Origin of the sequence: Brevundimonas sp., from assembly GCF_036400995.1 — a bacterium.
GTDB lineage: Bacteria > Pseudomonadota > Alphaproteobacteria > Caulobacterales > Caulobacteraceae > Brevundimonas.
In genome coordinates, this window is the sequence record NZ_DASWWG010000071.1 from 1 (window position 1) to 19,730 (window position 19,730).

21 protein-coding genes, 3 tRNA genes and 2 pseudogenes are annotated in these 19,730 nt (G+C 69.1%); 9 read left to right on the forward strand and 17 right to left on the reverse strand.

Translation table 11 applies throughout. The features are described 5' to 3' along the window. The first annotated feature begins 185 nt into the window (after positions 1-185). The 4 genes from VGE03_RS10560 to VGE03_RS10575 all read left to right on the forward strand — a co-directional run bounded on the left by VGE03_RS10560 (position 186) and on the right by VGE03_RS10575 (position 5,300). A complete protein-coding gene (locus VGE03_RS10560; protein ID WP_331046441.1) occupies positions 186-1,778 on the forward strand; it encodes a carboxyl transferase domain-containing protein in 1,593 nt (530 codons plus the stop codon). A gap of 31 nt (positions 1,779-1,809) precedes the next feature. Further along, the gene (locus VGE03_RS10565) at positions 1,810-2,715 is read left to right on the forward strand and encodes an enoyl-CoA hydratase-related protein (protein WP_331046442.1); all 906 of its coding nucleotides are present in this window, start codon (positions 1,810-1,812) and stop codon (positions 2,713-2,715) included. A gap of 231 nt (positions 2,716-2,946) precedes the next feature. Then, entirely contained in the window at positions 2,947-4,953 is a 2,007-nt protein-coding gene (locus VGE03_RS10570) for an acetyl/propionyl/methylcrotonyl-CoA carboxylase subunit alpha (protein WP_331046443.1), read from the forward strand. Continuing rightward, positions 4,953-5,300, forward strand: coding sequence for a hypothetical protein (locus VGE03_RS10575; protein WP_331046444.1), 348 nt, complete (start codon positions 4,953-4,955; stop codon positions 5,298-5,300). Before VGE03_RS10570 ends, VGE03_RS10575 begins: the two co-directional genes overlap by 1 nt. A gap of 4 nt (positions 5,301-5,304) precedes the next feature. Here VGE03_RS10575 and VGE03_RS10580 read toward each other — a convergent pair whose 3' ends face one another. Beyond that, entirely contained in the window at positions 5,305-5,601 is a 297-nt protein-coding gene (locus tag VGE03_RS10580; protein WP_331046445.1) for an antibiotic biosynthesis monooxygenase family protein, read from the reverse strand. Between the two features lie 289 nt (positions 5,602-5,890). On the opposite strand from VGE03_RS10580, the gene VGE03_RS10585 reads away from it, so the two are divergent. Together VGE03_RS10585 and VGE03_RS10590 are read left to right on the forward strand one after the other, a co-directional pair. After that, the gene (locus VGE03_RS10585) at positions 5,891-6,289 is read left to right on the forward strand and encodes a DUF1489 domain-containing protein (protein ID WP_331046446.1); all 399 of its coding nucleotides are present in this window, start codon (positions 5,891-5,893) and stop codon (positions 6,287-6,289) included. A gap of 122 nt (positions 6,290-6,411) precedes the next feature. Further along, a complete protein-coding gene (locus tag VGE03_RS10590) occupies positions 6,412-8,253 on the forward strand; it encodes a patatin-like phospholipase family protein (RefSeq protein WP_331046447.1) in 1,842 nt (613 codons plus the stop codon). 253 nt (positions 8,254-8,506) lie between these two features. Here VGE03_RS10590 and VGE03_RS10595 read toward each other — a convergent pair. The 16 genes and pseudogenes from VGE03_RS10595 to VGE03_RS10670 all read right to left on the reverse strand — a co-directional run. Beyond that, positions 8,507-8,929 (reverse strand): annotated as a pseudogene (locus tag VGE03_RS10595) (methyltransferase domain-containing protein); the annotation flags it as partial. A 209-nt stretch (positions 8,930-9,138) separates the two neighbouring features. Beyond that, positions 9,139-9,215 (reverse strand) — tRNA-His (locus tag VGE03_RS10600). A 176-nt stretch (positions 9,216-9,391) separates the two neighbouring features. After that, positions 9,392-10,144, reverse strand: a complete 753-nt coding sequence (locus VGE03_RS10605) for a M48 family metallopeptidase (protein WP_331046448.1) — start codon at positions 10,142-10,144, stop codon at positions 9,392-9,394. Between the two features lie 316 nt (positions 10,145-10,460). Continuing rightward, positions 10,461-10,664 carry a hypothetical protein gene (locus VGE03_RS10610; protein WP_331046449.1) on the reverse strand — a complete coding sequence of 68 codons (204 nt, stop codon included), beginning with the start codon at positions 10,662-10,664 and terminating at the stop codon, positions 10,461-10,463. A 174-nt stretch (positions 10,665-10,838) separates the two neighbouring features. After that, a complete protein-coding gene (locus tag VGE03_RS10615) occupies positions 10,839-11,552 on the reverse strand; it encodes a TonB family protein (protein ID WP_331046450.1) in 714 nt (237 codons plus the stop codon). A gap of 14 nt (positions 11,553-11,566) precedes the next feature. Continuing rightward, on the reverse strand, positions 11,567-12,004 hold the full coding sequence (locus VGE03_RS10620) for a biopolymer transporter ExbD (protein WP_331046451.1): 438 nt from the start codon (positions 12,002-12,004) through the stop codon (positions 11,567-11,569). Positions 12,005-12,009: 5 nt separating this feature from the next. Then, the gene (exbB, locus tag VGE03_RS10625; RefSeq protein ID WP_331046452.1) at positions 12,010-12,903 is read right to left on the reverse strand and encodes a tonB-system energizer ExbB; all 894 of its coding nucleotides are present in this window, start codon (positions 12,901-12,903) and stop codon (positions 12,010-12,012) included. A gap of 710 nt (positions 12,904-13,613) precedes the next feature. After that, positions 13,614-13,689, reverse strand: a tRNA-Phe gene (locus tag VGE03_RS10630). Positions 13,690-13,752: 63 nt separating this feature from the next. Next, positions 13,753-13,929: a DNA gyrase inhibitor YacG gene (locus tag VGE03_RS10635; protein WP_331046453.1), complete on the reverse strand. Its 177-nt coding sequence runs from the start codon at positions 13,927-13,929 to the stop codon at positions 13,753-13,755. A 2-nt stretch (positions 13,930-13,931) separates the two neighbouring features. Then, positions 13,932-14,951: a ribonuclease E/G gene (locus VGE03_RS10640; RefSeq protein WP_331046454.1), complete on the reverse strand. Its 1,020-nt coding sequence runs from the start codon at positions 14,949-14,951 to the stop codon at positions 13,932-13,934. Continuing rightward, on the reverse strand, positions 14,948-15,538 hold the full coding sequence (locus VGE03_RS10645; RefSeq protein ID WP_331046455.1) for a nucleoside triphosphate pyrophosphatase: 591 nt from the start codon (positions 15,536-15,538) through the stop codon (positions 14,948-14,950). Before VGE03_RS10645 ends, VGE03_RS10640 begins: the two co-directional genes overlap by 4 nt. Positions 15,539-15,550: 12 nt before the next feature. Then, a complete protein-coding gene (infA, locus tag VGE03_RS10650; RefSeq protein WP_003164348.1) occupies positions 15,551-15,769 on the reverse strand; it encodes a translation initiation factor IF-1 in 219 nt (72 codons plus the stop codon). A gap of 195 nt (positions 15,770-15,964) precedes the next feature. Beyond that, positions 15,965-16,426: a UPF0262 family protein gene (locus VGE03_RS10655; RefSeq protein ID WP_331046456.1), complete on the reverse strand. Its 462-nt coding sequence runs from the start codon at positions 16,424-16,426 to the stop codon at positions 15,965-15,967. Beyond that, positions 16,423-16,923 carry a DUF2948 family protein gene (locus VGE03_RS10660; RefSeq protein WP_331046457.1) on the reverse strand — a complete coding sequence of 167 codons (501 nt, stop codon included), beginning with the start codon at positions 16,921-16,923 and terminating at the stop codon, positions 16,423-16,425. Before VGE03_RS10660 ends, VGE03_RS10655 begins: the two co-directional genes overlap by 4 nt. After that, positions 16,913-18,202, reverse strand: coding sequence for a UDP-N-acetylglucosamine 1-carboxyvinyltransferase (gene murA / locus VGE03_RS10665; RefSeq protein ID WP_331046458.1), 1,290 nt, complete (start codon positions 18,200-18,202; stop codon positions 16,913-16,915). The genes VGE03_RS10660 and murA overlap by 11 nt, the downstream gene beginning before the upstream one ends. A gap of 102 nt (positions 18,203-18,304) precedes the next feature. Then, a complete protein-coding gene (locus tag VGE03_RS10670; protein ID WP_331046459.1) occupies positions 18,305-18,532 on the reverse strand; it encodes a hypothetical protein in 228 nt (75 codons plus the stop codon). Positions 18,533-18,767: 235 nt separating this feature from the next. On the opposite strand from VGE03_RS10670, the gene VGE03_RS10675 reads away from it, so the two are divergent. The 3 genes and pseudogenes from VGE03_RS10675 to VGE03_RS10685 form a co-directional block, all read left to right on the forward strand. Continuing rightward, a tRNA-Thr gene (locus VGE03_RS10675) sits at positions 18,768-18,842 on the forward strand. Positions 18,843-18,968: 126 nt separating this feature from the next. Then, positions 18,969-19,310, forward strand: a complete 342-nt coding sequence (locus VGE03_RS10680) for a hypothetical protein (protein WP_331046460.1) — start codon at positions 18,969-18,971, stop codon at positions 19,308-19,310. 107 nt (positions 19,311-19,417) lie between these two features. After that, a pseudogene (locus tag VGE03_RS10685) lies at positions 19,418-19,730 on the forward strand (efflux RND transporter periplasmic adaptor subunit); the annotation flags it as partial.

The following is a 19,730-nucleotide window of genomic DNA, read 5'->3' on the forward strand; positions in this document are numbered from 1 at the left end:
CCTCGGGCGCCGAACGGATCAGCGCCTCGGCGGTCAGCCGGTTGAGCGAGCCCTTGCGCAGGCTGCCGACGATAAAGGCGATCTTGCTCATGGGAGGCTCCTTCGGGACGACCGTCGTCCTGCCCCTGATCTGGCGCCGCCGGGTCCGGTGGACAAGGGCGCGATGCAACGCCTAAACCTCCCCCATGCCGAAGCTGACGTCCGCCATCGACACCTCGTCCGCCGCCTTCAAGGCGCTGGACGCCCATAACCGCGCCCTGCGCGACGAGCTGTATGCGAAGGTGGCCAAGGCCGCCCGCGGCGGCTCCGACGCCAGCCGCGACCGCCACGTCTCGCGCGGCAAGCTGCTGCCGCGGGACCGCGTCGAGCGCCTGCTGGATCCCGGCTCCCCCTTCCTCGAGGTCGGCCAGCTGGCCGCCGGGGGTATGTACAATGACGAGGCGCCCGGCGCGGGCATGATCTGCGGCGTCGGCCGGGTCTCGGGCCGCGAGGTGATGATCGTCGCCAACGACCCGACGGTGAAGGGCGGCGCCTACTTCCCGATGACGGTGAAGAAGCACCTGCGGGCGCAGGAGATCGCCGAGCAGAACAACCTGCCCTGCGTCTATCTGGTGGATTCCGGCGGGGCCAACCTGCCCCACCAGGCCGAGGTCTTCCCCGACCGCGACCACTTCGGCCGCATCTTCTTCAACCAGGCCCGCATGTCGGCCAGGTCGATCCCCCAGATCGCCTGCGTCATGGGCTCCTGCACCGCCGGCGGCGCCTATGTCCCGGCCATGTCGGACGAGACCGTCATCGTCCGCAACCAGGGCACCATCTTCCTGGCCGGTCCGCCGCTGGTGAAGGCCGCCACCGGCGAGGTCATCTCGGCCGAGGAACTGGGCGGCGCCGAGACCCACGGCCGCAAGTCCGGCGTCGTCGACCATGTCGCCGAGAATGACGAGCACGCGCTGGAGATCGTCCGCTCCATCGTCGCCAATCTGAACACGATCAAGAAGGTCGATCTGGACGTGCGCGAGCCCAAGGCTCCCGCCTACGACGCGTCAGAACTGTACGGCGTCATCCCCGACGACGTCCGCGCCCCCTATGACGTGCGCGAGGTCATCGCCCGCATCGTCGACGGCTCGGAGCTGGACGAGTTCAAGGCGCTCTACGGGACCAGCCTCGTCTGCGGCTTCGCCCGTATCTGGGGCTATCCGGTCGCCATCCTCGCCAACAACGGCGTCCTGTTTTCGGAAAGCGCCCAGAAGGGCGCCCACTTCATCGAACTGGCCTGCAAGCGGAAGATCCCGCTGCTGTTCCTGCAGAACATCTCGGGCTTCATGGTCGGCGGCAAATACGAGGCCGAGGGCATCGCCAAGCACGGGGCCAAACTGGTCACCGCCGTGGCCAGCGCTGAAGTGCCCAAATTCACCGTCCTGATCGGCGGCAGCTTCGGCGCCGGCAACTACGGCATGTGCGGCCGCGCCTACAGCCCGCGCTTCCTCTTCACCTGGCCCAACAGCCGGATCAGCGTCATGGGCGGCGAACAGGCCGCCAGCGTCCTCGCCACCGTCCACCGCGACGCCGACAGCTGGACGCCCGAACAGGCCGAAGCCTTCAAGGCCCCGGTCCGTCAGAAGTACGAGGACGAGGGCAACCCCTACTACGCCTCCGCCCGCCTCTGGGACGACGGCGTCATCGACCCCGCCCAGACCCGCGACGTCCTCGGCCTCGCCATCAGCGCCAGCCTGAACGCCCCGATCCCGGAGACGACCTTCGGCGTGTTCCGGATGTAATCCCTATCCAAGCTTCAAGCGTTAGGCTCCCATGACCGACAAAAAGCCCACCGACACCCAACCCGAAGACGCCCTCGACATCACCGACGCCGAGGCCGCCGAGATCAACAGCATCGCCCATCCGCTGGTCGCCGATCCGGCGCCGGATGCGAACGATGATCTGGTCCAGATCGACGCCACCGCCGACGGCGTGGTCTTCGTCACCATCAACCGTCCGCAGAAGCGCAACGCCTTCGACGCCGCCGTCATCGGCGCCCTGCGCGAGGCCTTCGAGACCCTGCACGGCGCCGACCATGTGCGGCTGGTCTTCATCCGCGGCGCGGGCGGCACGTTCAGCGCGGGCGCCGACCTGGGCTGGATGAAGGACGCCGCCGGCTGGTCCGAGAGCGACAACCGCGACGACGCCATGGGCCTGGCCCGGATGCTCAAGGCCCTGCACGAGGTTCCGGCCCTGACCTGCGCCGTCGTCGAGGGCTCGGCCATGGGCGGCGGGGCCGGCATCGTGGCCGCCTGCGACATGGCCGTGGCCGTCGAGGGCGCCCGTTTCGCCTTCTCCGAGGTCAAGCTGGGCCTGATCCCGGCGACCATCGCCCCCTATGTGGTCGAGGCCATCGGCGCCCGCCGCGCGCGCCAGCTGTTCCTGACCGCCAACATCTTCGACGCCAGCTACGCCGCCCACGCCGGCCTGATCGACATGGTCCTGCCGGAAGGCTCGGTGGACGAGTTCATCTCCATGCTGACCGACAGCCTGTCGGCCAACGCCCCCGGCGCCATGGGCGACGCCAAGCGTCTGGTCCACGATGTCGTCGGCAAGAAGATCGACACCGGCCTGATGGACGAAACCGCCAAGCGCATCGCCCGCGCCCGCGTCAGCGCCGAAGGCCAGGAAGGCGTCGCCGCCTTCCTCGAGAAGCGCGCGCCCAAGTGGGCTGAGTGAGGCAGGAACGGCGGGCTCTGACGGAGCCCGCTTTTCCGACATCGAGGTGTCGGAAGTGGTTTGTGGCTAGTGGTTAGTGGATGGCGGCGTCAGCACCGGCGCGTGCCGCGTTGACGCCGGCGCTCGCGGCATCGAACCACTAGCCACTAGCCACTAGCCACTTTCCGGGCTCCGCCCTCGACCGACCGTGGCGCACTAGCCCGCCGCCGCGCGCCGCACTACAACCGCGCCATGTTCAAATCCGTCCTTGTCGCCAATCGTGGCGAGATCGCCTGCCGCGTCTTCCGCACCGCCCGCGCGATGGGGATCCGCACCATCGCCGTCTATTCCGAGGCCGACGCCGACGCCCTGCATGTGCGCGAGGCTGATGAGGCCGTGCTGATCGGCCCGGCCCCGGCGCGCGAGAGCTATCTGGTCGCCGAGAAGGTGCTTCAGGCCGCCAAGGACAGGGGCGCCGAGGCCATCCACCCCGGCTACGGCTTCCTGTCCGAGAACGCCGACTTCGCCGAGGCCGTGGCCGCCGCGGGCATCATCTGGATCGGGCCGAAGCCGGAATCGATCCGCGCCATGGGCCTGAAGGACGCCGCGAAAAAGCTGATGATCGAGGCGGGCGTGCCCGTCACTCCCGGCTACCAGGGCGACGACCAGTCGGACGAGACCCTGACGGCGGAAGCCAACAAGATCGGCTTTCCGGTCCTGATCAAGGCCGTCGCCGGCGGCGGCGGCAAGGGGATGAAGAAGGTCGACCGCGCCGAGGACTTCGCCGACGGCCTGGCCTCGGCCCGCCGCGAGGGCCAGTCCTCCTTCGGCGACCCCCGCGTCCTGATCGAGAGCTACATCACCCGCCCGCGCCACATCGAGGTACAGGTCTTCGGCGACAGCCACGGCACGGTCGTCCACCTGAACGAGCGCGACTGCTCGCTCCAGCGCCGCCACCAGAAGGTCATCGAGGAGGCCCCGGCCCCCGGCATGGACGCCGCCACCCGCGAGGCCGTCACCGCCGCCGCCGTCCGCGCGGCCAAGGCCGTGAACTATCAGGGCGCCGGCACCATCGAGTTCATCGCCGACGCCTCCAGCGGCCTGAAGGCCGACCGCATCTGGTTCATGGAGATGAACACCCGGCTGCAGGTCGAACACCCGGTCACCGAAGCCATCACCGGCGTCGATCTGGTCGAGTGGCAGTTCCGCGTCGCCGCCGGCGAGCCCATCCCCCTGAAGCAGGACGACATCGGCATCAACGGCTGGGCCATGGAGGCCCGCCTCTACGCCGAGGACCCCGCCAACGGCTTCCTGCCGAGCATCGGCAAGCTCGATCACTTCGTCATGCCCTACACCGCCCGGGTCGACACCGGCGTGATGGAAGGCGGCGAGGTCAGCCAGTTCTACGACCCGATGATCGCAAAGCTGATCGTCCACGCCGACACCCGCGAGGACGCCGCCGCCGATCTGGCCGAGGCCTGCGCCGAAGTGCAGGTCTGGCCGGTCAAGACCAACGCGGGCTTCCTCGTCCGCTGTCTGGAGCACCCGCGTTTCGTCGAAGGCGACGTGGACACCGGCTTCATCGCGGCGGAGGCCGACACTCTGTCCGCCGGGCAGATTCCGGACATCGTTCGTCAGGGCGGAGCCTTCGCCCTTGCCCAAGAGGCGTTGCTTCAGGACGGCGGCTGGGAGCAGTCGGATGTCTGGAGTGCGACGACGGGCGCCCACGGGCTCCGGCTGAACGGCGCCCGACGCGCCAACCGCAAATTCCTCGTCAACGGCGAACCGGTCGACGGCGACGCCTACATGCTTCAGGCGAAGGCTCCGCACTGGAAAGACAGGCTGGCCTGGAAGGTCCGCGCGGGAGACGCCGAAGCCATCGCGCAGGACGATATGACGCGGATCGTCGTCGACGGCGCTCAGCTCAACCGCACACTGGGTCTTCCGCTGGTTCTGTTCCACGAGGGCGACGCCTTCGAGATTCAGCCGTGGCGCTACGAAGCTGGCGCCGCCTCCGGTCCCGCCTCCGACGGCTCGCTCCGCGCCCCCATGCCCGGCAAGATCGTCGCCGTCCCGACCAAGGCCGGCGACACGATCGCCAAGGGCGCGCCGATCGTCGTGCTGGAAGCCATGAAGATGGAGCACGCCCTGGTCGCCCCGTTCGACGGCGTGGTCGAAACCGTCTCCGTCGCCGTCGGCGAACAGGTCGGCGAGGGCGTCGTCCTCGCCGTCGTCACCCCCGCAGAGAGCCAAGCCTGATGTCGCTGACCGCCGCCTTCGCCGCCCTGGCCCTGTCGACCGCCCCGGTCCCCCAGGCCGACACCCTGGCCGACCTCCGGCCCGAGGACCGCGCCGACGTCCAGTGCATGGCCATCATCACCATGCTGGTCGGCGCCGCCACGGACGAACTCAGCCGCACCAAGCTGACCGCGGGCGTCTTCTTCTACTACGGCCGCCTGCAGGGCCGCACGCCGCAGACCGACTGGGTCCAGCGCCTGCTGACCTACATCCAGACCGAGCCGCTGGCCGAGCTTGAGGCCAACCGCGCCCGCTGCGGTCGCGAGATGCAGGAGATGGGGCGCGCCATGACGGCCGCGGCCCGCTAGGCCCTCAGTCCAGCCCCAGACCGCCCACCGGGGTCGTCACCGTCGCATCCTCGAAGGTGGCGATCAGGGGCAGGGCCTGCTGCAGCACGGCCTTGGTCTCCGGAACCGCCAGCGCGTCGCGGTGGGCGTTCTCGCTGATCCAGACCTCGGTCACCCGGATGCCGTCCGCATCCGCCGTGTCGTGGGCGACCACATAGCCGAGGCAGCCGGGCATCCCCAGCGCCACCCGCTCCAGCAGGATCGCCGTCAGCGCGTCCCGCAGACCGGCTCTGGCCGTCATCCGGCTGATCAATCCGTACATCGCGTCGCCTTCCGTGAGGGAGGCTTGTACGCCCTCGCGAACCCATTGTCTTCACAGGGAAACTACGGAGATTCAGGTTAACACCGATCACCGGACCATCCGCCCGGCCTCGCGCGAAAACGGCAGGAGGCGGCGCCGGAAAAGTGGTTGGTGATTAGTGGTTGGTGGGTGGTCGGGACCTCGAACGGCGCACGCGAACCGCAAGACCCGGTCATCCACTAACCACTATCCACCAATCACTTGCCATCCGCGCTGGTGCGGAACGATGCACCGGCCCATATGCAGGTCCATGCCCCTGCACATGATCAAGCTCTGCGTCGGCGTCTCCGAGGTCGAATGGCTGGAGCGGCGCGCCGAGGGCGGCCAGCCGCTCATCGTCCACACCCGCATGACGCCCAAGCGCGCGGCCGAGATGGAGGACGGCGGCTCCCTCTACTGGGTCATCAAGGGCGCGGTCCTCTGCCGCCAGCCGATCCTCGACATCACCACCCTGGGCGAAGGCGGCCAGAGCCGCTGCGAGATCACGCTCGAGCCCCGCGTCATCCGCACCGCCCCCCTCGCCCGCCGCCCCTTCCAGGGCTGGCGCTATCTTGAAGCCAAGGACGCCCCCGCCGACCTCACGACCGCCGACGCCTCCGACCTGCCCGACGACCTGGCGCGGGAGCTTCGGGAGCTGGGAGCCTGGTAGGGTCGAGGGTCGAGGGGCGAGGGTCGAGGCGCGAACACTGAACCGCTCAGCCCCTTCCCCGTTTAAAGCGAAGCTGGTCTAACCCTCCTCGACCCTCGCCCCTCGACCCCCGCCCCTCACACATGCCCCCCGTCCGCTCCGACCGGCTCTCCGACGCCCTGCACCGCATCTTCGAGAGCGGCCGCAACACCCCGGCCAGTTGGTTCGCGCTGACGGGCGGCGAGACCCTGTTCGCCGAGGGCGATCCCTCCGACACCCTCTACCTGCTGCGCTCGGGTCGTCTGGGCGTCTTCCGGCGCGAGGCCAATGACCAGCCGCCCCAGTTCGTCGGCGTCATCCGCCCTGGCGAACCGGCGGGCGAGATGGCCATGCTGGCCGGCAGCCCGCACACCGCCGACGTGGTGGCCCTGCGCGATTCCGAAGTGCTGGCCCTGCCCCGCGACGCCTTCTTCGAGGCCGCCCGCACCGAGCCGGACCTGATGGTCGAGCTGTCGCGCCTGATGATCCAGCGCGCCCGCGACCGCCGGTCAGGCGGCGGCGAGCCCAGCGTCTTCGGTTTCATCTCCGCCCGCCCCCGCCCCATCCGCGCCTTCGTCGAGCGCGTCGCCGCCGCCATCGAGGCCGAGGGCTTCACCTGTCAGGTCATCGACCATTCGGCCCTGTCCTCCGCCGCGGAGTGGTTCAGCCGGGTCGAGGACTCCCACGACTTCGTCCTCTACGTCGCCGAGGCCGACGAGCCGGCCTGGGCCGCCCTGTGCGCCCGTCAGGTGGATCGCCTGTTCGTCGTCGGCCAGTGCCTGCTGGCTCCGCCCAACCGCCCCCTGCCCCACGCCGGGGTGCTGGACGCCCAGCGCCGGACCGACCTGATCCTGCTGCGCGATCCGCGCATGGCCCGGCCGCACAACACCTCCGTCTGGCTCGACGCGGTCCAGCCGGGCCGCTGGTTCCAGGCGATGGAAGGCGACGCCGCCGACGCCGGGCGGATCGCCCGGGTCATCACCGGCACGGCGGTCGGGGTGGTCATGTCCGGCGGCGGCGCCCGCGCCTACGCCCACATCGGCGCCCTCCGGGCCCTGCGGGAAGCGGGCGTCCCGGTCGACTTCGTCGGCGGCGCCTCCATGGGCGCCGTGGTCGCCGCCGGCCCGGCCATGGGCTGGACGCTGGAAGAGCTGGAAGACCGCATCCGCCGCTCCTTCGTCGACAGCGACCCGCTCAGCGACATCACCTTCCCCATGCTGGCCATGAGCCGGGCGAAGAAGGTCGACAAGCTGCTGGAGGCCGCCTACGGCGAGGTCGATCTGGCCGACCTGCACCTGCCCTTCTTCGCGGTCTCGACCAATCTCACCTCCGGCCGGATCGAGGTGCACCGGCGCGGCCGCATGCGCCGGGCCATGCGCGCCACCATCGCCATTCCGGGTCTCCTGCCGCCCGTGGTGCTGGACCGTCAGGTGCTGGTCGACGGCGCCGTGCTGAACAACCTGCCCGCCGAGGTGATGCGCCAGATGAACGCCGGGCCGGTCATCGGCATCGACATGTCGCAGGCGCGCGGCGTCGATCCGCACATGATCGAGCATCCGCCCTCGATCTGGCGGCTGCTGGCCACCGGCGCCTGGCGGCGCGGCCCGCCCATCGTCTCCATCATGATGCGCTCGGCCACCCTGACCTCGGACGCCGAGATCGAGCGTTCGCGCGGCATTGTCGACATTCTGGTCCAGCCGACGCCCGACGGCGTGGATATCCGCGACTGGAAGGCCTACGCCCCCGCCGTCGATGCGGGCTATCGCGCCATGGCCGCCGAGCTGGCGGTGCTGGACGGTCCGGTCACCGGCCTGCGTCGTCGCCGCCTGGTCGCCGCGCAATCAGGAACAGACGCGGGAACGGCAGCAGGGTCACCCCGTCCGGACGACGCGGAAACGCCTTCGAAAGGGCGTCGGAAAGCGCCGAAAGGTAAGCGTCCCGCATAGCGGGCTCCCCCGCCAGCGCCGTCAGATGGGGCCGCAACGCCGTGCCCTTCATCCACTCCAGCACCGCGTCCGGCCCGGTCAGGGCGTGCAGATAGGTGGTGGACCAGACATCCACGTCCCCGCAGGCCTCGGCCAGCACATCGTAATAATCCGCCGGGTCCAGCAGGGCCTGGATCGTCTCGCGGTCCGAGATCCCGCCCGCCCACGGCCCCTCCGCCATCACCGCCCGCATCGTCCGGTAGTGCAGCGTGTCCCAGGCCAGCGGCATCTGCACCGCGATGACGCCACCGGGCGCCAGCAGCCCCGTCAGCCGCCGCAGCAGGGTCCGATGGTCCGGCAGCCACTGCAGCGAGGCGTTGGCGAAGATCAGGTCCGGCGCCTCGTCGGGCGTCCACGTCGCCAGATCGGCCTGCACCCAGTCCACATCCGCGCCCAGCGCCCTCGCCTGCTCCAGCATGGCCGCGCTGGAATCCAGCCCGGTCACCGTCGCCGCCGGATGCCGCCGCTTCAGCAGCGCCGCGTGCTGCCCGGTCCCGCAGCCCAGGTCGACGATCGTACGCGGCTCCAGGTCGCCCGGCAGCCGCAACAGCAGATCCAGCGCCGCCCGATCCCGCTCGGCCTCGAACCGGCTATACTGCTGGGGGTCCCAGAGGGGTTGGGCGGCGGGGTTGCTCATAGAGCTGAGCTTACGCCCGTCAGGACGCAGCCGGGCAAGTGATTAGTGATTGGTGATTAGTGGATCGATGCCGCGGGCATGGGCGCGACGGCGGCGACCACAGGCGGCCGAGCCAGCCACCCACTAATCACTAACCACCAATCACTTCCCACGCGCAGACCGCGCGTCAGAGACCAAAACTGCTTCTGGGGGGAAAGCGTGGAAGGCGATGGTACAGCCTCTCAGGTTTGAACTGAGGACCTCCGGCTCCACAAACCGGCGCTCTAACCAACTGAGCTAAGGCTGCACATATCCGCGCGAGCGGCGTCTTTAGCTGCGTCGCTCCGGGGGATCAAGGGCGAAGAGAGGGATTAGGGACTAGGGATTAGGGATTAGGTGCATTGGCGACGAGTCCGCCGCTGTGCGAACAGCCCCAAACACCCTAATCCCTAATCCCTAATCCCTCAGGCGGCGGAGCCGCCGTCAGCTCCAGCCGCGGCTGGCGATGTACTGCTCCAGCTGGGCGATGCGGGTGCTGTCCGACGGGTGGGTCGAGGCGAACTCGGGGGTCGAGCCCTGCCGCTGCTGCTGCATCAGACGCCACAGGGCGATGGATTCGCTCGGGCGGAACCCGGCCGCGTGCATGTAGTCGACGCCCAGCCGGTCGGCCTCCAGCTCATCCCGGCGCGAGAACGGCAGCAGCACGCCCAGCTGGGCCCCCAGACCGCCGATGGCGCCCGCCGCCTGGCCGTAGTCCCCGGCCACGCCCTGGACGCCGCTCAGCACCACGCTGGTGGCGGCGCTGGTCGAATAACGCTCGGCGGCGTGGCGGGCGACGACGTGGCCGACCTCATGGCCCAGCACGGCGGCCAGCTGGTCATCGTTGCGGACCAGCGCCAGCAGGCTGGTCGTCACCCCGATCTTGCCGGACGGCAGGACGAAGGCGTTCGGCGCGTCGCTGACGAACAGGGAGTACTCCCAGCGCTGGCCGGACAGGCCCGCCGCGGCCACGATCCGGTCGCCCACCCGCTTGATGCGGGCCAGCGAGGCCGCGTCGTTCGAGGTCCGTTGGGTCCTCAACGCTTCGGCCCAGGCGGCGTCCGCCTGCTGGATCAGGGCGCTGTCGTCCACGATCAGGAACTGGTTGCGGCCCAGGGTGTCGTTGTAGGCGCAGCCTGCCGCGCCGGTCGAAAGGGCCACGGCGGCCGCGAGGGTGATCAGGACGGGGCGTTTCATCTGGGCTCTCCTCCGGGAAGCTTGGCCGAAGGAAACGTCATCCGCCGGGAAAGGCTCCCGGGCAAGGGCGTTCGGGCCTGCGACGCCTTCGACGCACAGTCCGGAAAGTGGCTAGTGGACAGTGGTTGGTGGGTGGCCGGGTCTTCGGTCGGTGCTCCCGGGCCTTGGGCCCTGTCATCCACGAACCACTGTCCACTGATCACTTGCCCGCGCCGCCGGTCCGGCAAGCAGCCCAAACCCCGCCCCATCCGCCCCCGAAAGCAGAAACGCCCCGGGGACCTCTCCCCGGGGCGCTCCGTTCCGACGGGTCGGAGGGTCAGCCGGGGGTGCAGGTGTAGCCGATGAGGACGCACTGGCGGTCCGAGGTGCAGGAATAGACGATCTCCTGCATGTAGCCGGCCGGACATTCCTGCGGCTCGTAGGTGATTTCGAACTGCTGCTGGTAACCGACGGCGCCGGCCGGAGCGGCGAACGCGCAGGCCGCGAGGGCGGCGGCGGCGATGAGGCGAAGCTTCGTCATGGGTAATCTCCGGTTCTGCAGAACATCCTGCACAACCATAGGAGAGTCCGACTTCGCGCTTGTCAACTCATGGTAATCACAAATTACAACCCGAGATAACCCTCGTCCCGCGGACAAACAAAAACGCCCCGGGACGAGGTCCCGGGGCGTTCTGTCAGTTCTGGGCCTGACCGATTACTCGGCGGGCGGAACGAAGCGGGTCGTGAAGTTGACCCGGGCGCCTTGGGCGGCGCCGTCGACGGTTTGCGGCGAAAGCCGTGCGCGTCGGGCGGCGGCCAGAGCGGCGGCGCCGAAGCCTGCACCGGCCGGATCTTCCGACACGATGTTGCAGTCCGACATGCTGCCGTTCGGGTTCACCAGGCAGTTCAGCGTCACGCGACCCGATTCAATCCCGCGAGCCAGGGCCCGTTCCGGGAATTCCGGCGAGGGCTGGCGCGTCCAGGACGGGCGCGTGATGACCGAAGGCCGCGGCGGGGCCGGCACGGGGGCCGGTTGCGGCGGCGTGGTCGTGACCACCGGCGGAGCCGTGTTCTCGATCCGGTCTTCCTTCTTCGTCGGCGGGGTTTCCACCGGCGGGACGGGAACGTTGGTCGGGATCGTCGCCGGGACGCGCACCTGCAGCTTGGGCGGCGGGGGCTCGTTGGTCGGCGGCGGCGGCGGCGGGGGCGGAGGCTCCTCGATCGGCTCGATGATCTCCACGTCCACGGCGTCGTCGGAGTACCGCACTTCACGCAGCTTGAACTGCATGTTGACGAAGTAGATGGCCAGCAGGGTGAACAGGAAGGTCACGACCAGCAGGCTGGTGATGAGCACCGCCGGGGGAACCCCGAGGAAGCCCTTCTTGCGCGGCGGGTCGTAGTGGCTGCGGTGATATTCAACGTCAGTCATGATTCACCGTCTCCTTACTGGGTCGACTGGTCTTCGCCGACCAGAGCCACGGAGTAGAAACCGTGATCCTGGAGCGAGTTCATGACCTGCATGAAGTCACCATACCGGGTCTGCTGGTCCGCACGGATGAAGATACGCTCATCCGACGGCGGCTTGTTGCCGATCAGCTTCGCCAGTTCAGCCCCGACCGAGGTGATGTCCACCGCGTCGTCACCGATGTAGGCCGTTCCGTTGTTCTGGATCGACACATAGAACGGCTTGGGCGGGTTCTGCTGGGGCTTCGCGACCGCGGCCGGCAGTTTCACCTCCACCGACACGGTGGCGAGCGGAGCCGCCACCATGAAGATGATGAGCAGAACCAGCATGATATCAACGAAAGGCGTAACGTTGATGTCCGAGTTCTGCTCGATGGCGTACTTACCGCCGCCGCCGCCTGAAAGTTTGGCGGCCATGCGGGTTACGCTCCCTTGTCGAGGTTACGCGAGATGGCGTTGATCAGCTCGGCGTTGAAGCCGTCCGAACGGGTGCCGTACGCGGCGATGCGGGTGTTGAAGTAGTTGTAGAAGATAACCGCCGGGATAGCGGCGAAGAGGCCGATACCGGTGGCGAGCAGGGCTTCAGCGATACCCGGGGCAACGACGGCCAGGTTGGTCGTGTTGGTGTTCGCGATACCGATGAACGAGTTCATGATGCCGTACACGGTGCCGAACAGACCGATGAACGGACCGGTCGAACCGACCGAGGCCAGGAACTGCTGGCCGCCCGACAGGCGCTTGGCCAGACCCGACTGAACCGCCGAGACGGCTTGTTGGGCGCGGAGCAGGGCCGAGTCGGAGTGCTCGCCGGTGACCGAGAGGCCGGCCTGGCGCGACAGTTCGATTTCGTCGGTGGCCGCGGCGGCCATGTCGGCCAGCGGGTTGCCTTCGAACTCGTCCGAGGTGGCGACCTTGCGCATGTCAGCGATGGTGCGGGCGCCGCGGAACGATTCCAGGAAGCGGTCGGTGGTGCGGTTCAGCGAACCGAACTCGAACAGCTTGATGAGCAGCAGCGTCCACGAGAACACCGACGCCAGGACCAGGCCGATCATGACGACCTTAACGACGATGTCCGCTTCCATGAACATGGAGGCGACGGTCAGCTTGTGGGCGCCGCCTTCAGCGGCGGGTTCTTCGGCGGCCGGAGCGGCTTCCGCGGCCGGAGCCGGGGTCGCGGCGGCTTCAGCGGCCGGAGCGGCGGTCGAGGCCGCCGGGGCCGGAGCCGCAGTTTCCTGCGCGAGGACCGGCGAACCGGCCATCAGGACGGCGGCGCCGGCCATGGCCAGAAGAATGTTGGTCTTTTTGATATCGAGCATAGTTCGCCAGTTCCTGCTTTGGTCTGACTCGTGGAACCCAGGGAGACGGCCAATCTGGCGGCCGGCCCCCGATGAAAATCTCGCCCGCAACTCAGGGATTCACAGAACCCCGATTTACGGAACGCCTCCTGAACGCTTCCGGTTGCCATACGGCTCCCGGGGCGGTGTCGACAGGCCTTGGGAAACCGTTTTCCCAACCCCTCCCGGCCGCTCGCAAAGGAAAGCGGTCAAGCTCCTTTGGCGAACGCATACCAGAGCGTCAAGTGCGCAACGCCGCTTTTCCCCTCGGGGGAGAGCGCGCGCGTTCACTGTCGAAGTTTCAGGTCGAAAGCGTCAATTTCGTGATGGTTGGGCAGAATGTTCGACCCCTTGCGGGGGTATGCGGATCATAATTTTGGAATATTGCACCGCACAATGCAATTTCATTTCTCGGTTGTCCCCACAGTGAGACGAGGCGACCCGTTAACCTGTGTGAACGGGGTTGATCACACCTATCGCTGATAGATTTCACTGTCGCGGGAACAGCCCCCTGCCCGTGGCGCAGACGCGCGAAAACGCCGCAGCCGGGGCCGACGGTAGGGATTAGTCCTGAGGGGGAAAAAGCACATCTTCGGAAGAGATGAGAGCCATCTCCGGAGGAGATGGTGCCCAGGTTCGAACTGCGTTCGAACCTGACGCTTCAAGGAGACGGGCCCCATCTCCGGAGGAGATGGTGCCCGGGGGCGGATTCGAACCACCGACACGCGGATTTTCAATCCGCTGCTCTACCAACTGAGCTACCCGGGCGCCGCGCCGAAGCGAGGGAGCGGGGTCTATAGACAAGCCGTTCCCCGGTGGCAAGCGCCTCTCTCAGTCTTCTTTGAAAGGACTGCGTTCGCCGTCGTCGGTGGGCTCGTCGTCCCGCACCGGAATGGCGTAGCCGCCGGTGAACCAGCGCTGCAGGTCCACGTCCGCGCAGCGCTTGGAGCAGAAGGGTTTGTACTTGGGGTCCGCGGGCGCGCGCGTGCAGATCGGACAGGTCGCCATGGTCACTCGGTCTCGATGATGAAGTCGCCGTCCCCCAGGGCGGCGTCAGGCTTCAGATGGGCGCGGGGGCCCAGTTCCGCCACCAGCGGCGCGGCCCGCGCGGCCAGCCCCGGCCCGCAGCGCAGCGCCACCCGCGGCCGGGTCGTGTCCTCCAGCAGGGCGAAGCGCAGCCGCCGCGCCGCCTCCTGCGCCAGCTGCGCCGGACGGAAACGTCGCGCCCGCGGATCGGCGTACAGGATCTCCTCCAGCGGGGTCTCCCGCCAGGGCAGGGACACCATCAGCACGCCGAAGCGGTTCACCGGCCCGATGACCACCGCCGGATCGCCGCCGAAGGCCGCTCTGGCCGCCTTCAGAATCACCTGCCCGTCCAGCTGGGTCCCGATCAGGTCGATCGCGACCAGCCCGCCCCAGCGATTCAGGCGGATCAGCCGCGCCGCCTCGCGCAGGGCCAGACGATTCGTCTCGTCCCGCGGCCGGGCCCGGCCCATGTCGTGGGCGTTCAGGTCGACGTCGACCGTGATCATCGCCCGCGTCCGCTGCACATGCACCAGTCCGCCCGGCAGCGCGGCCGGCGCCTGCGCCTCGTCCACCGCGCGCCAGCCGGCCTCGATGGCCTCGCGTCCGGTGACGATCTCCGCGCCCGGCGACAGCCGCTCCAGCGATTCCATAAGAGACGGCGCGGCGGCCAGCAGGCGGACCTCCCCCTCCCCGGCTCCGATCCGGCGCGCCACCGGCGCCTTCTGCTCGCGCGCGCCGGCGGTGATCTCGACCTCGAGCTTGGCCCCGACGCCCGGCGCATCGCCCTTCACCGGCATGAAGGCTTCATGCCCCCCGCCCAGATCCAGGAAGACGCCCCTCAGCCCCGGCGCGGCCTGTCTGACCCGCGCCAGCACGCGCGCGCCCGGGCGCGTCTGCGGGGCCTCGTCGTCCCTCTCTATAAGAATGTGTTCGGCGCGGCCGTTCCGTTCGACCACCGCCCGCAGTTCGCCGGGCGTATCGTCGAGGAAGACCTCGACCGTCACGAGCGGTAGCCCATGCCCCGATAACCTGCGCCCTGCAGCAGGTTCACGCTTTCATACAGCGGCAGGCCCATGACCGCCGGATAGCTGCCGACCAGCCGGGTCACGAAGGCCCCGGCCCGGCCCTGGATGCCGTAGCCCCCGGCCTTGCCCTTCCATTCGCCCGAGGCGACGTAGTCGGCGATCTCGGCGTCGGACAGGACCTTGAAGGTAACCCGCGTCTCCACGACCCGGTGGCGCACCTGACCGCCCTTGGCCACGGCGACGCCGGTATAGACCCGGTGCCCCCGCCCCGAGAGCAGCTTCAGGAAGCGCACGCACTCCGCCTCGTCGGCGGCCTTCTCCAGGAATCGGCGGCCCACGGACACCACGGTGTCGGCGGCCAGCACGATCGCGTCCGGCGCCCGCTCCGCGACCACGCCCGCCTTGCCGACGGCCAGACGCGCGGCGAGGCGCGGCGGCGTCTCGCCGGCCAGCGGGGTCTCGTCGATATCGGCGGGTTCGATTCGGTCGGGCTTGATCCCGACCAGCGCCAGCAGTTCCACGCGGCGCGGGCTGGCCGAAGCCAGCACCAATTCAGGGCGGCTCACCTGAGCCTGCCCTTACTTGAAGCGGTAGGTGATACGACCCTTGGTCAGGTCATAGGGCGTCATTTCGACCAGCACCTTGTCGCCGGCCAGCACGCGGATGCGGTTCTTGCGCATCTTGCCCGCGGTGTGGGCGATGATTTCGTGGTCGTTCTCGAGCGTCACGCGGAACGTCGCGTTCGGCAGCAGTTCGCTGACGACGCCGGGAAACTCGAGCAGTTCTTCCTTAGCCATGCGGCCTCTCACGCCCGTTGGATACGAGTAAACGACGCGCGCCGGGCGGCAGCGCACGCCGAAGGAGCGGCCATATGCCCCAAAATGCGGCGGTAGTCGAGGCGGGTGAGGGTCGGGGGTCGAGGGTCGAGGGCGAAACCGGTCCATACCCGAACCGCCTCGACCCTCGAATCTCGCCCCTCGACCCTCGCCGCGTCAGCGCCGATACAACGCCGTCACCAGCGTAAACAGCCGCCGCGCCGTCTCGTGGTCGAGGGCGATCTTGCCGTCCAGGCGCGACTTCAGCAGTTCGGCGCCTTCGTTGTGCAGGCCGCGGCGGCCCATATCGATGGCCTCGATCTTGGACACGTCGGTCCCGCGCAGCACTTCGTAGTAGCTGTCGCAGATGTCGATGTAGTCCTTGATGGTCTTGTTCAGCGGCGACATCGACAGGCCGTGCGCCCGGGTGAACTGCGGTCCGGCGATGTCGAACACCAGCCGCCCGTCCTGCGACGACAGCTTCAGCGCATAGGGCCCGCCCGCGGCGCCCGCGGGCTCGAAGCTGTTCTTTTCCACCAGGTCGAAGATAGCCACGCGCCGCTCATGCTCGATCTCGGCCGAGGCCGCCGGCAGGGACGTCGCGTCCAGGTCGATGGAAGCCAGCCGATGATCGCTCACGAGGCGCTCATCCCGTTCAGCGCCGCCTCGGCCGAGCCTTCCAGATGCGTCGGCGCCATCCGGGCGGGCCAGCGCTCCGACAGGTCGGTCAGCACCGCGTCCAGGCATTCGACGTCGACCCGCAGGTCCCCGCCCCCGGCGAACATCAGGATGATCCGTCCGCCCGGCGCCTCGCCCGGCTCGAAATGCATGGCCAGCAGCTCCAGCGCGCTCTCGGGCCCGCGCGGCAGGCGGCGGCTCTTCACCGCGATCACGTCGCCGAACTGCATGGCGGCCATCACCCGCGTCCCGCCGCATTCCCAGCAGAACCGGCTCAGGGTCACGGTCAGCAGGCGGGCGTTGCGCTCCCAGACGATGTCCACCGGACGCATGATCGCGTCCTGCAGGGCCACCGAGATGATGTGGAGGTCGTCGGCGTCCTCAGCCAGAAGGCGCAGGGGCTCCATCGGCGACTTGATCGCCTTTTCGTCCACCACGCCGTCGGCTTCAGTGCTCATGCGTCTCGCCTGTGATCCGCCGGATGTTCGCGCCGCAGGCGCCCAGCTTCTCTTCCAAACGCTCGAAACCGCGATCCAGATGATAGACGCGGCCGACCGTGGTCTCACCCTGCGCGACAAGTCCGGCGATGACCAGACTCACCGAGGCCCGCAGGTCGGTCGCCATCACCGGCGCGCCGTGCAGGACCTCGACGCCCTTCACCACCGCCTCGCCCGCGTGGACGTGGATGTCGGCGCCCAGTCGCGCCAGCTCCGGCGCGTGCATGAAGCGGTTCTCGAAGATGGTCTCGCGGATGGTGCTTTCACCCTCCGCCGTGGTCATCAGCGTCATGAACTGCGCCTGCAGGTCGGTCGCGAAGCCCGGATAGACCTCGGTCTCCAGGTTGACCGCGCGCAGGCGCTGCTTGGGATCGCGCTTCACGATCACCCCGTCCTCGGTCGGGCTGACCTCGACGCCGGCGGCGACCATCTTCTCGGTCAGGGCGGTCATCAGCTCCGGGCGGGCCTTGGTCAGGCGCACCTCGCCCCCGGCCATGGCGGCGGCGACGGCATAGGAGCCCATCTCGATCCGGTCCGGAATCACCGACCATTCGGCCCCGCCCAGCGAGGCCACGCCGGTGATGGTCAGGACGTCGGTGTCGATGCCCTCGATCTTCGCGCCCATGGCGGTCAGGCAGCGGGCCAGGTCGCCGATCTCCGGCTCCCGCGCCGCCTTGCGCAGCACCGTGACACCATCAGCCATCACCGCCGCCAGCAGGGCGTGCTCGGTCGCGCCGACCGAGACGAACGGGAACTCGATCTCGGCGCCCTTCAGGCCCTTCGGCGCGCGGGCGGTGACATAGCCCTCGTCCAGCTCGATCTCGGCGCCAAGCGCGGTCAGCGCCTGCAGGTGCAGGTCCACCGGACGCGCGCCGATGGTGCAGCCGCCCGGCAGCGAGACCTTGGCCTCGCCCGTGCGCGCCAGCAGCGGCCCCAGCACGTTGAAGCTGGCCCGCATCTGGCGGACCAGATCATAGGGGGCGAAGGTCGAGCTGATGGTCGCGCCGTGGAACAGGGTCTCCTGCCCGTTCGCGCCGTCGCGCTCGGTCACCTCGACGCCGAGGGCCTGCAGCAGCTTGCCCAGGAATTTCGTGTCCGCCAGTCGCGGCATATTGGTCAGCAGCAGCGGCTGATCCGTCAGGATCGAGGCGGCCATCAGCTTGAGGGCGGAATTCTTGGCGCCGCTGACGGGAATCACCCCGTTCAGCTGGGCGCCGCCGGTGATGGCGATGCTGTCCATGTCGTCTCTTGCAGGCCGGAGCGGGGGGCTTCGGCGGGTCGATTATCTAGCGCGATCGACGGGGTCAGCGAAAGGCCGTCCGAACGGCCGATCCGATGAACTTCAGTTGCTCGGTCTTGCAGGCTTCGCCGCGACCTTGCGGCGGCGCAGGTTGTCGCGCAGCGCCTTGGCCAGACGCAGGGCCTTCTCGGCCTTGGCCCGCTCGGCCGCCTCGACGGGCGCGGCCGGCGCGGCGACCTCGGCGGCGGGCTTCACCGGCGCGGGCGCGGCCGAAGGAATGACCTCCGGGGCGGTCGCGGCTTCGGGAGCGGTGGCGGCGGGCTTGTCCATGACTCGGATCAGACCGCGCCCCGCCGCATTGCGCAAGGCCCCGACACCGTTAACGCGGGCGTTCTCCACGGCGGAAATCCAAGGGTCTGCGAACTTTTTTAAATCAGGGCTTCCCCCCCGCCGCGACGTTGGCTATAGGGCCGCTTCCTCGCGAACGAACTCGGTGGAGCCGCTCTGGCGGCGACGCTCAGGGTTCGGTCCGGAAAGAGTTTGACCCGTCCCCGGACGGGTCTTCGCCGCCGTAGCTCAGTGGTAGAGCGCATCCTTGGTAAGGCTGAGGTCGGCAGTTCAATCCTGCCCGGCGGCACCACTAAACAGAGGCCCGATCCCCACGGATCGGGCCTTTTGTTTTGCTCCCCCCCCGCGACACCCCGCCCGCGACTCCGTCGCAAGTCCGTGCTACGCCAGCCCCATGCTCCGGCGCGCGCAACTCCTCATGAACAAGGTCGGCCTTCTGGCCGTGCTGCTGTTCGCCATGGGCGCGGTCTGGCCCGCCGCCGCGGCGGTGGCCTGCGTCGAGCCGGTCGGGGCGTCCATCCAGGCCGTTCAGGCGGAAGCCGCCTCACCCCTCGCCCCGCCCTGTGAGGATCCGGCCTGCGAGCATTGCGTCGGCGCCTGCGGCCACAGCTGCTGCCACGCCCCGCACGTGGCCTCGCCCCACACCCCCGCCGCGCCGCTGGCCCTGATGGGCCAGTCGCACGACGCCCTGCGCTGGGCCTCCTCGACCGCCGCCCCGCTGCGGGCCCCTGACGGCCTCGAGCGTCCTCCACGCGCCTGATCCGGCGCGCCGCTCTCCGGCGCGTCCTCCCCTCATCCTGATCAGACGCCCGGCCCGCGCCGGATCGCGCCGCCCTGTGCGCGCCCGCGGGCCCATCGAGGACATCCATGACCACCCGCAAACACTGGCTGATGACCGGCGCCGCCGTCGTCGTCGCCCTCGGCGTCGGATTCGGCGCCGCCCGCCTGTTCGATTCGCCCCCGACCGCCGACGCCCATGCCGAAGAAGAGGGCCATTCGGACGAGGAAGCCCCCGAAGGCTTCGTCGCCCTGAGCGAACAGGACGCGGCCGCCGCCGGCGTCGTCCTGACCGGCGTCCAGCGCGGCGGCGGCTCGGAGTTGCGCCTGCCCGGCCACGTCGCCCTGGCCCCGGGCGCCGCCGCCCGCATCGACGCCCCGCTGGCCGGGACCGTCACCGCCG

What these genes read in the sequence shown, in the direction of transcription:
- VGE03_RS10560 (WP_331046441.1), top strand. Translation starts at nt 186, where the DNA reads ATGCCGAAGCTGACGTCCGCCATCGACACCTCGTCCGCCGCCTTCAAG.
- VGE03_RS10565 (WP_331046442.1), top strand. Translation starts at nt 1,810, where the DNA reads ATGACCGACAAAAAGCCCACCGACACCCAACCCGAAGACGCCCTCGAC.
- VGE03_RS10570 (WP_331046443.1), top strand. Translation starts at nt 2,947, where the DNA reads ATGTTCAAATCCGTCCTTGTCGCCAATCGTGGCGAGATCGCCTGCCGC.
- VGE03_RS10575 (WP_331046444.1), top strand. Translation starts at nt 4,953, where the DNA reads ATGTCGCTGACCGCCGCCTTCGCCGCCCTGGCCCTGTCGACCGCCCCG.
- VGE03_RS10580 (WP_331046445.1), bottom strand. Translation starts at nt 5,601, where the DNA reads ATGTACGGATTGATCAGCCGGATGACGGCCAGAGCCGGTCTGCGGGAC.
- VGE03_RS10585 (WP_331046446.1), top strand. Translation starts at nt 5,891, where the DNA reads ATGCCCCTGCACATGATCAAGCTCTGCGTCGGCGTCTCCGAGGTCGAA.
- VGE03_RS10590 (WP_331046447.1), top strand. Translation starts at nt 6,412, where the DNA reads ATGCCCCCCGTCCGCTCCGACCGGCTCTCCGACGCCCTGCACCGCATC.
- VGE03_RS10605 (WP_331046448.1), bottom strand. Translation starts at nt 10,144, where the DNA reads ATGAAACGCCCCGTCCTGATCACCCTCGCGGCCGCCGTGGCCCTTTCG.
- VGE03_RS10610 (WP_331046449.1), bottom strand. Translation starts at nt 10,664, where the DNA reads ATGACGAAGCTTCGCCTCATCGCCGCCGCCGCCCTCGCGGCCTGCGCG.
- VGE03_RS10615 (WP_331046450.1), bottom strand. Translation starts at nt 11,552, where the DNA reads ATGACTGACGTTGAATATCACCGCAGCCACTACGACCCGCCGCGCAAG.
- VGE03_RS10620 (WP_331046451.1), bottom strand. Translation starts at nt 12,004, where the DNA reads ATGGCCGCCAAACTTTCAGGCGGCGGCGGCGGTAAGTACGCCATCGAG.
- exbB (WP_331046452.1), bottom strand. Translation starts at nt 12,903, where the DNA reads ATGCTCGATATCAAAAAGACCAACATTCTTCTGGCCATGGCCGGCGCC.
- VGE03_RS10635 (WP_331046453.1), bottom strand. Translation starts at nt 13,929, where the DNA reads ATGGCGACCTGTCCGATCTGCACGCGCGCGCCCGCGGACCCCAAGTAC.
- infA (WP_003164348.1), bottom strand. Translation starts at nt 15,769, where the DNA reads ATGGCTAAGGAAGAACTGCTCGAGTTTCCCGGCGTCGTCAGCGAACTG.
- VGE03_RS10660 (WP_331046457.1), bottom strand. Translation starts at nt 16,923, where the DNA reads ATGAGCACTGAAGCCGACGGCGTGGTGGACGAAAAGGCGATCAAGTCG.
- murA (WP_331046458.1), bottom strand. Translation starts at nt 18,202, where the DNA reads ATGGACAGCATCGCCATCACCGGCGGCGCCCAGCTGAACGGGGTGATT.
- VGE03_RS10670 (WP_331046459.1), bottom strand. Translation starts at nt 18,532, where the DNA reads ATGGACAAGCCCGCCGCCACCGCTCCCGAAGCCGCGACCGCCCCGGAG.
- VGE03_RS10680 (WP_331046460.1), top strand. Translation starts at nt 18,969, where the DNA reads ATGAACAAGGTCGGCCTTCTGGCCGTGCTGCTGTTCGCCATGGGCGCG.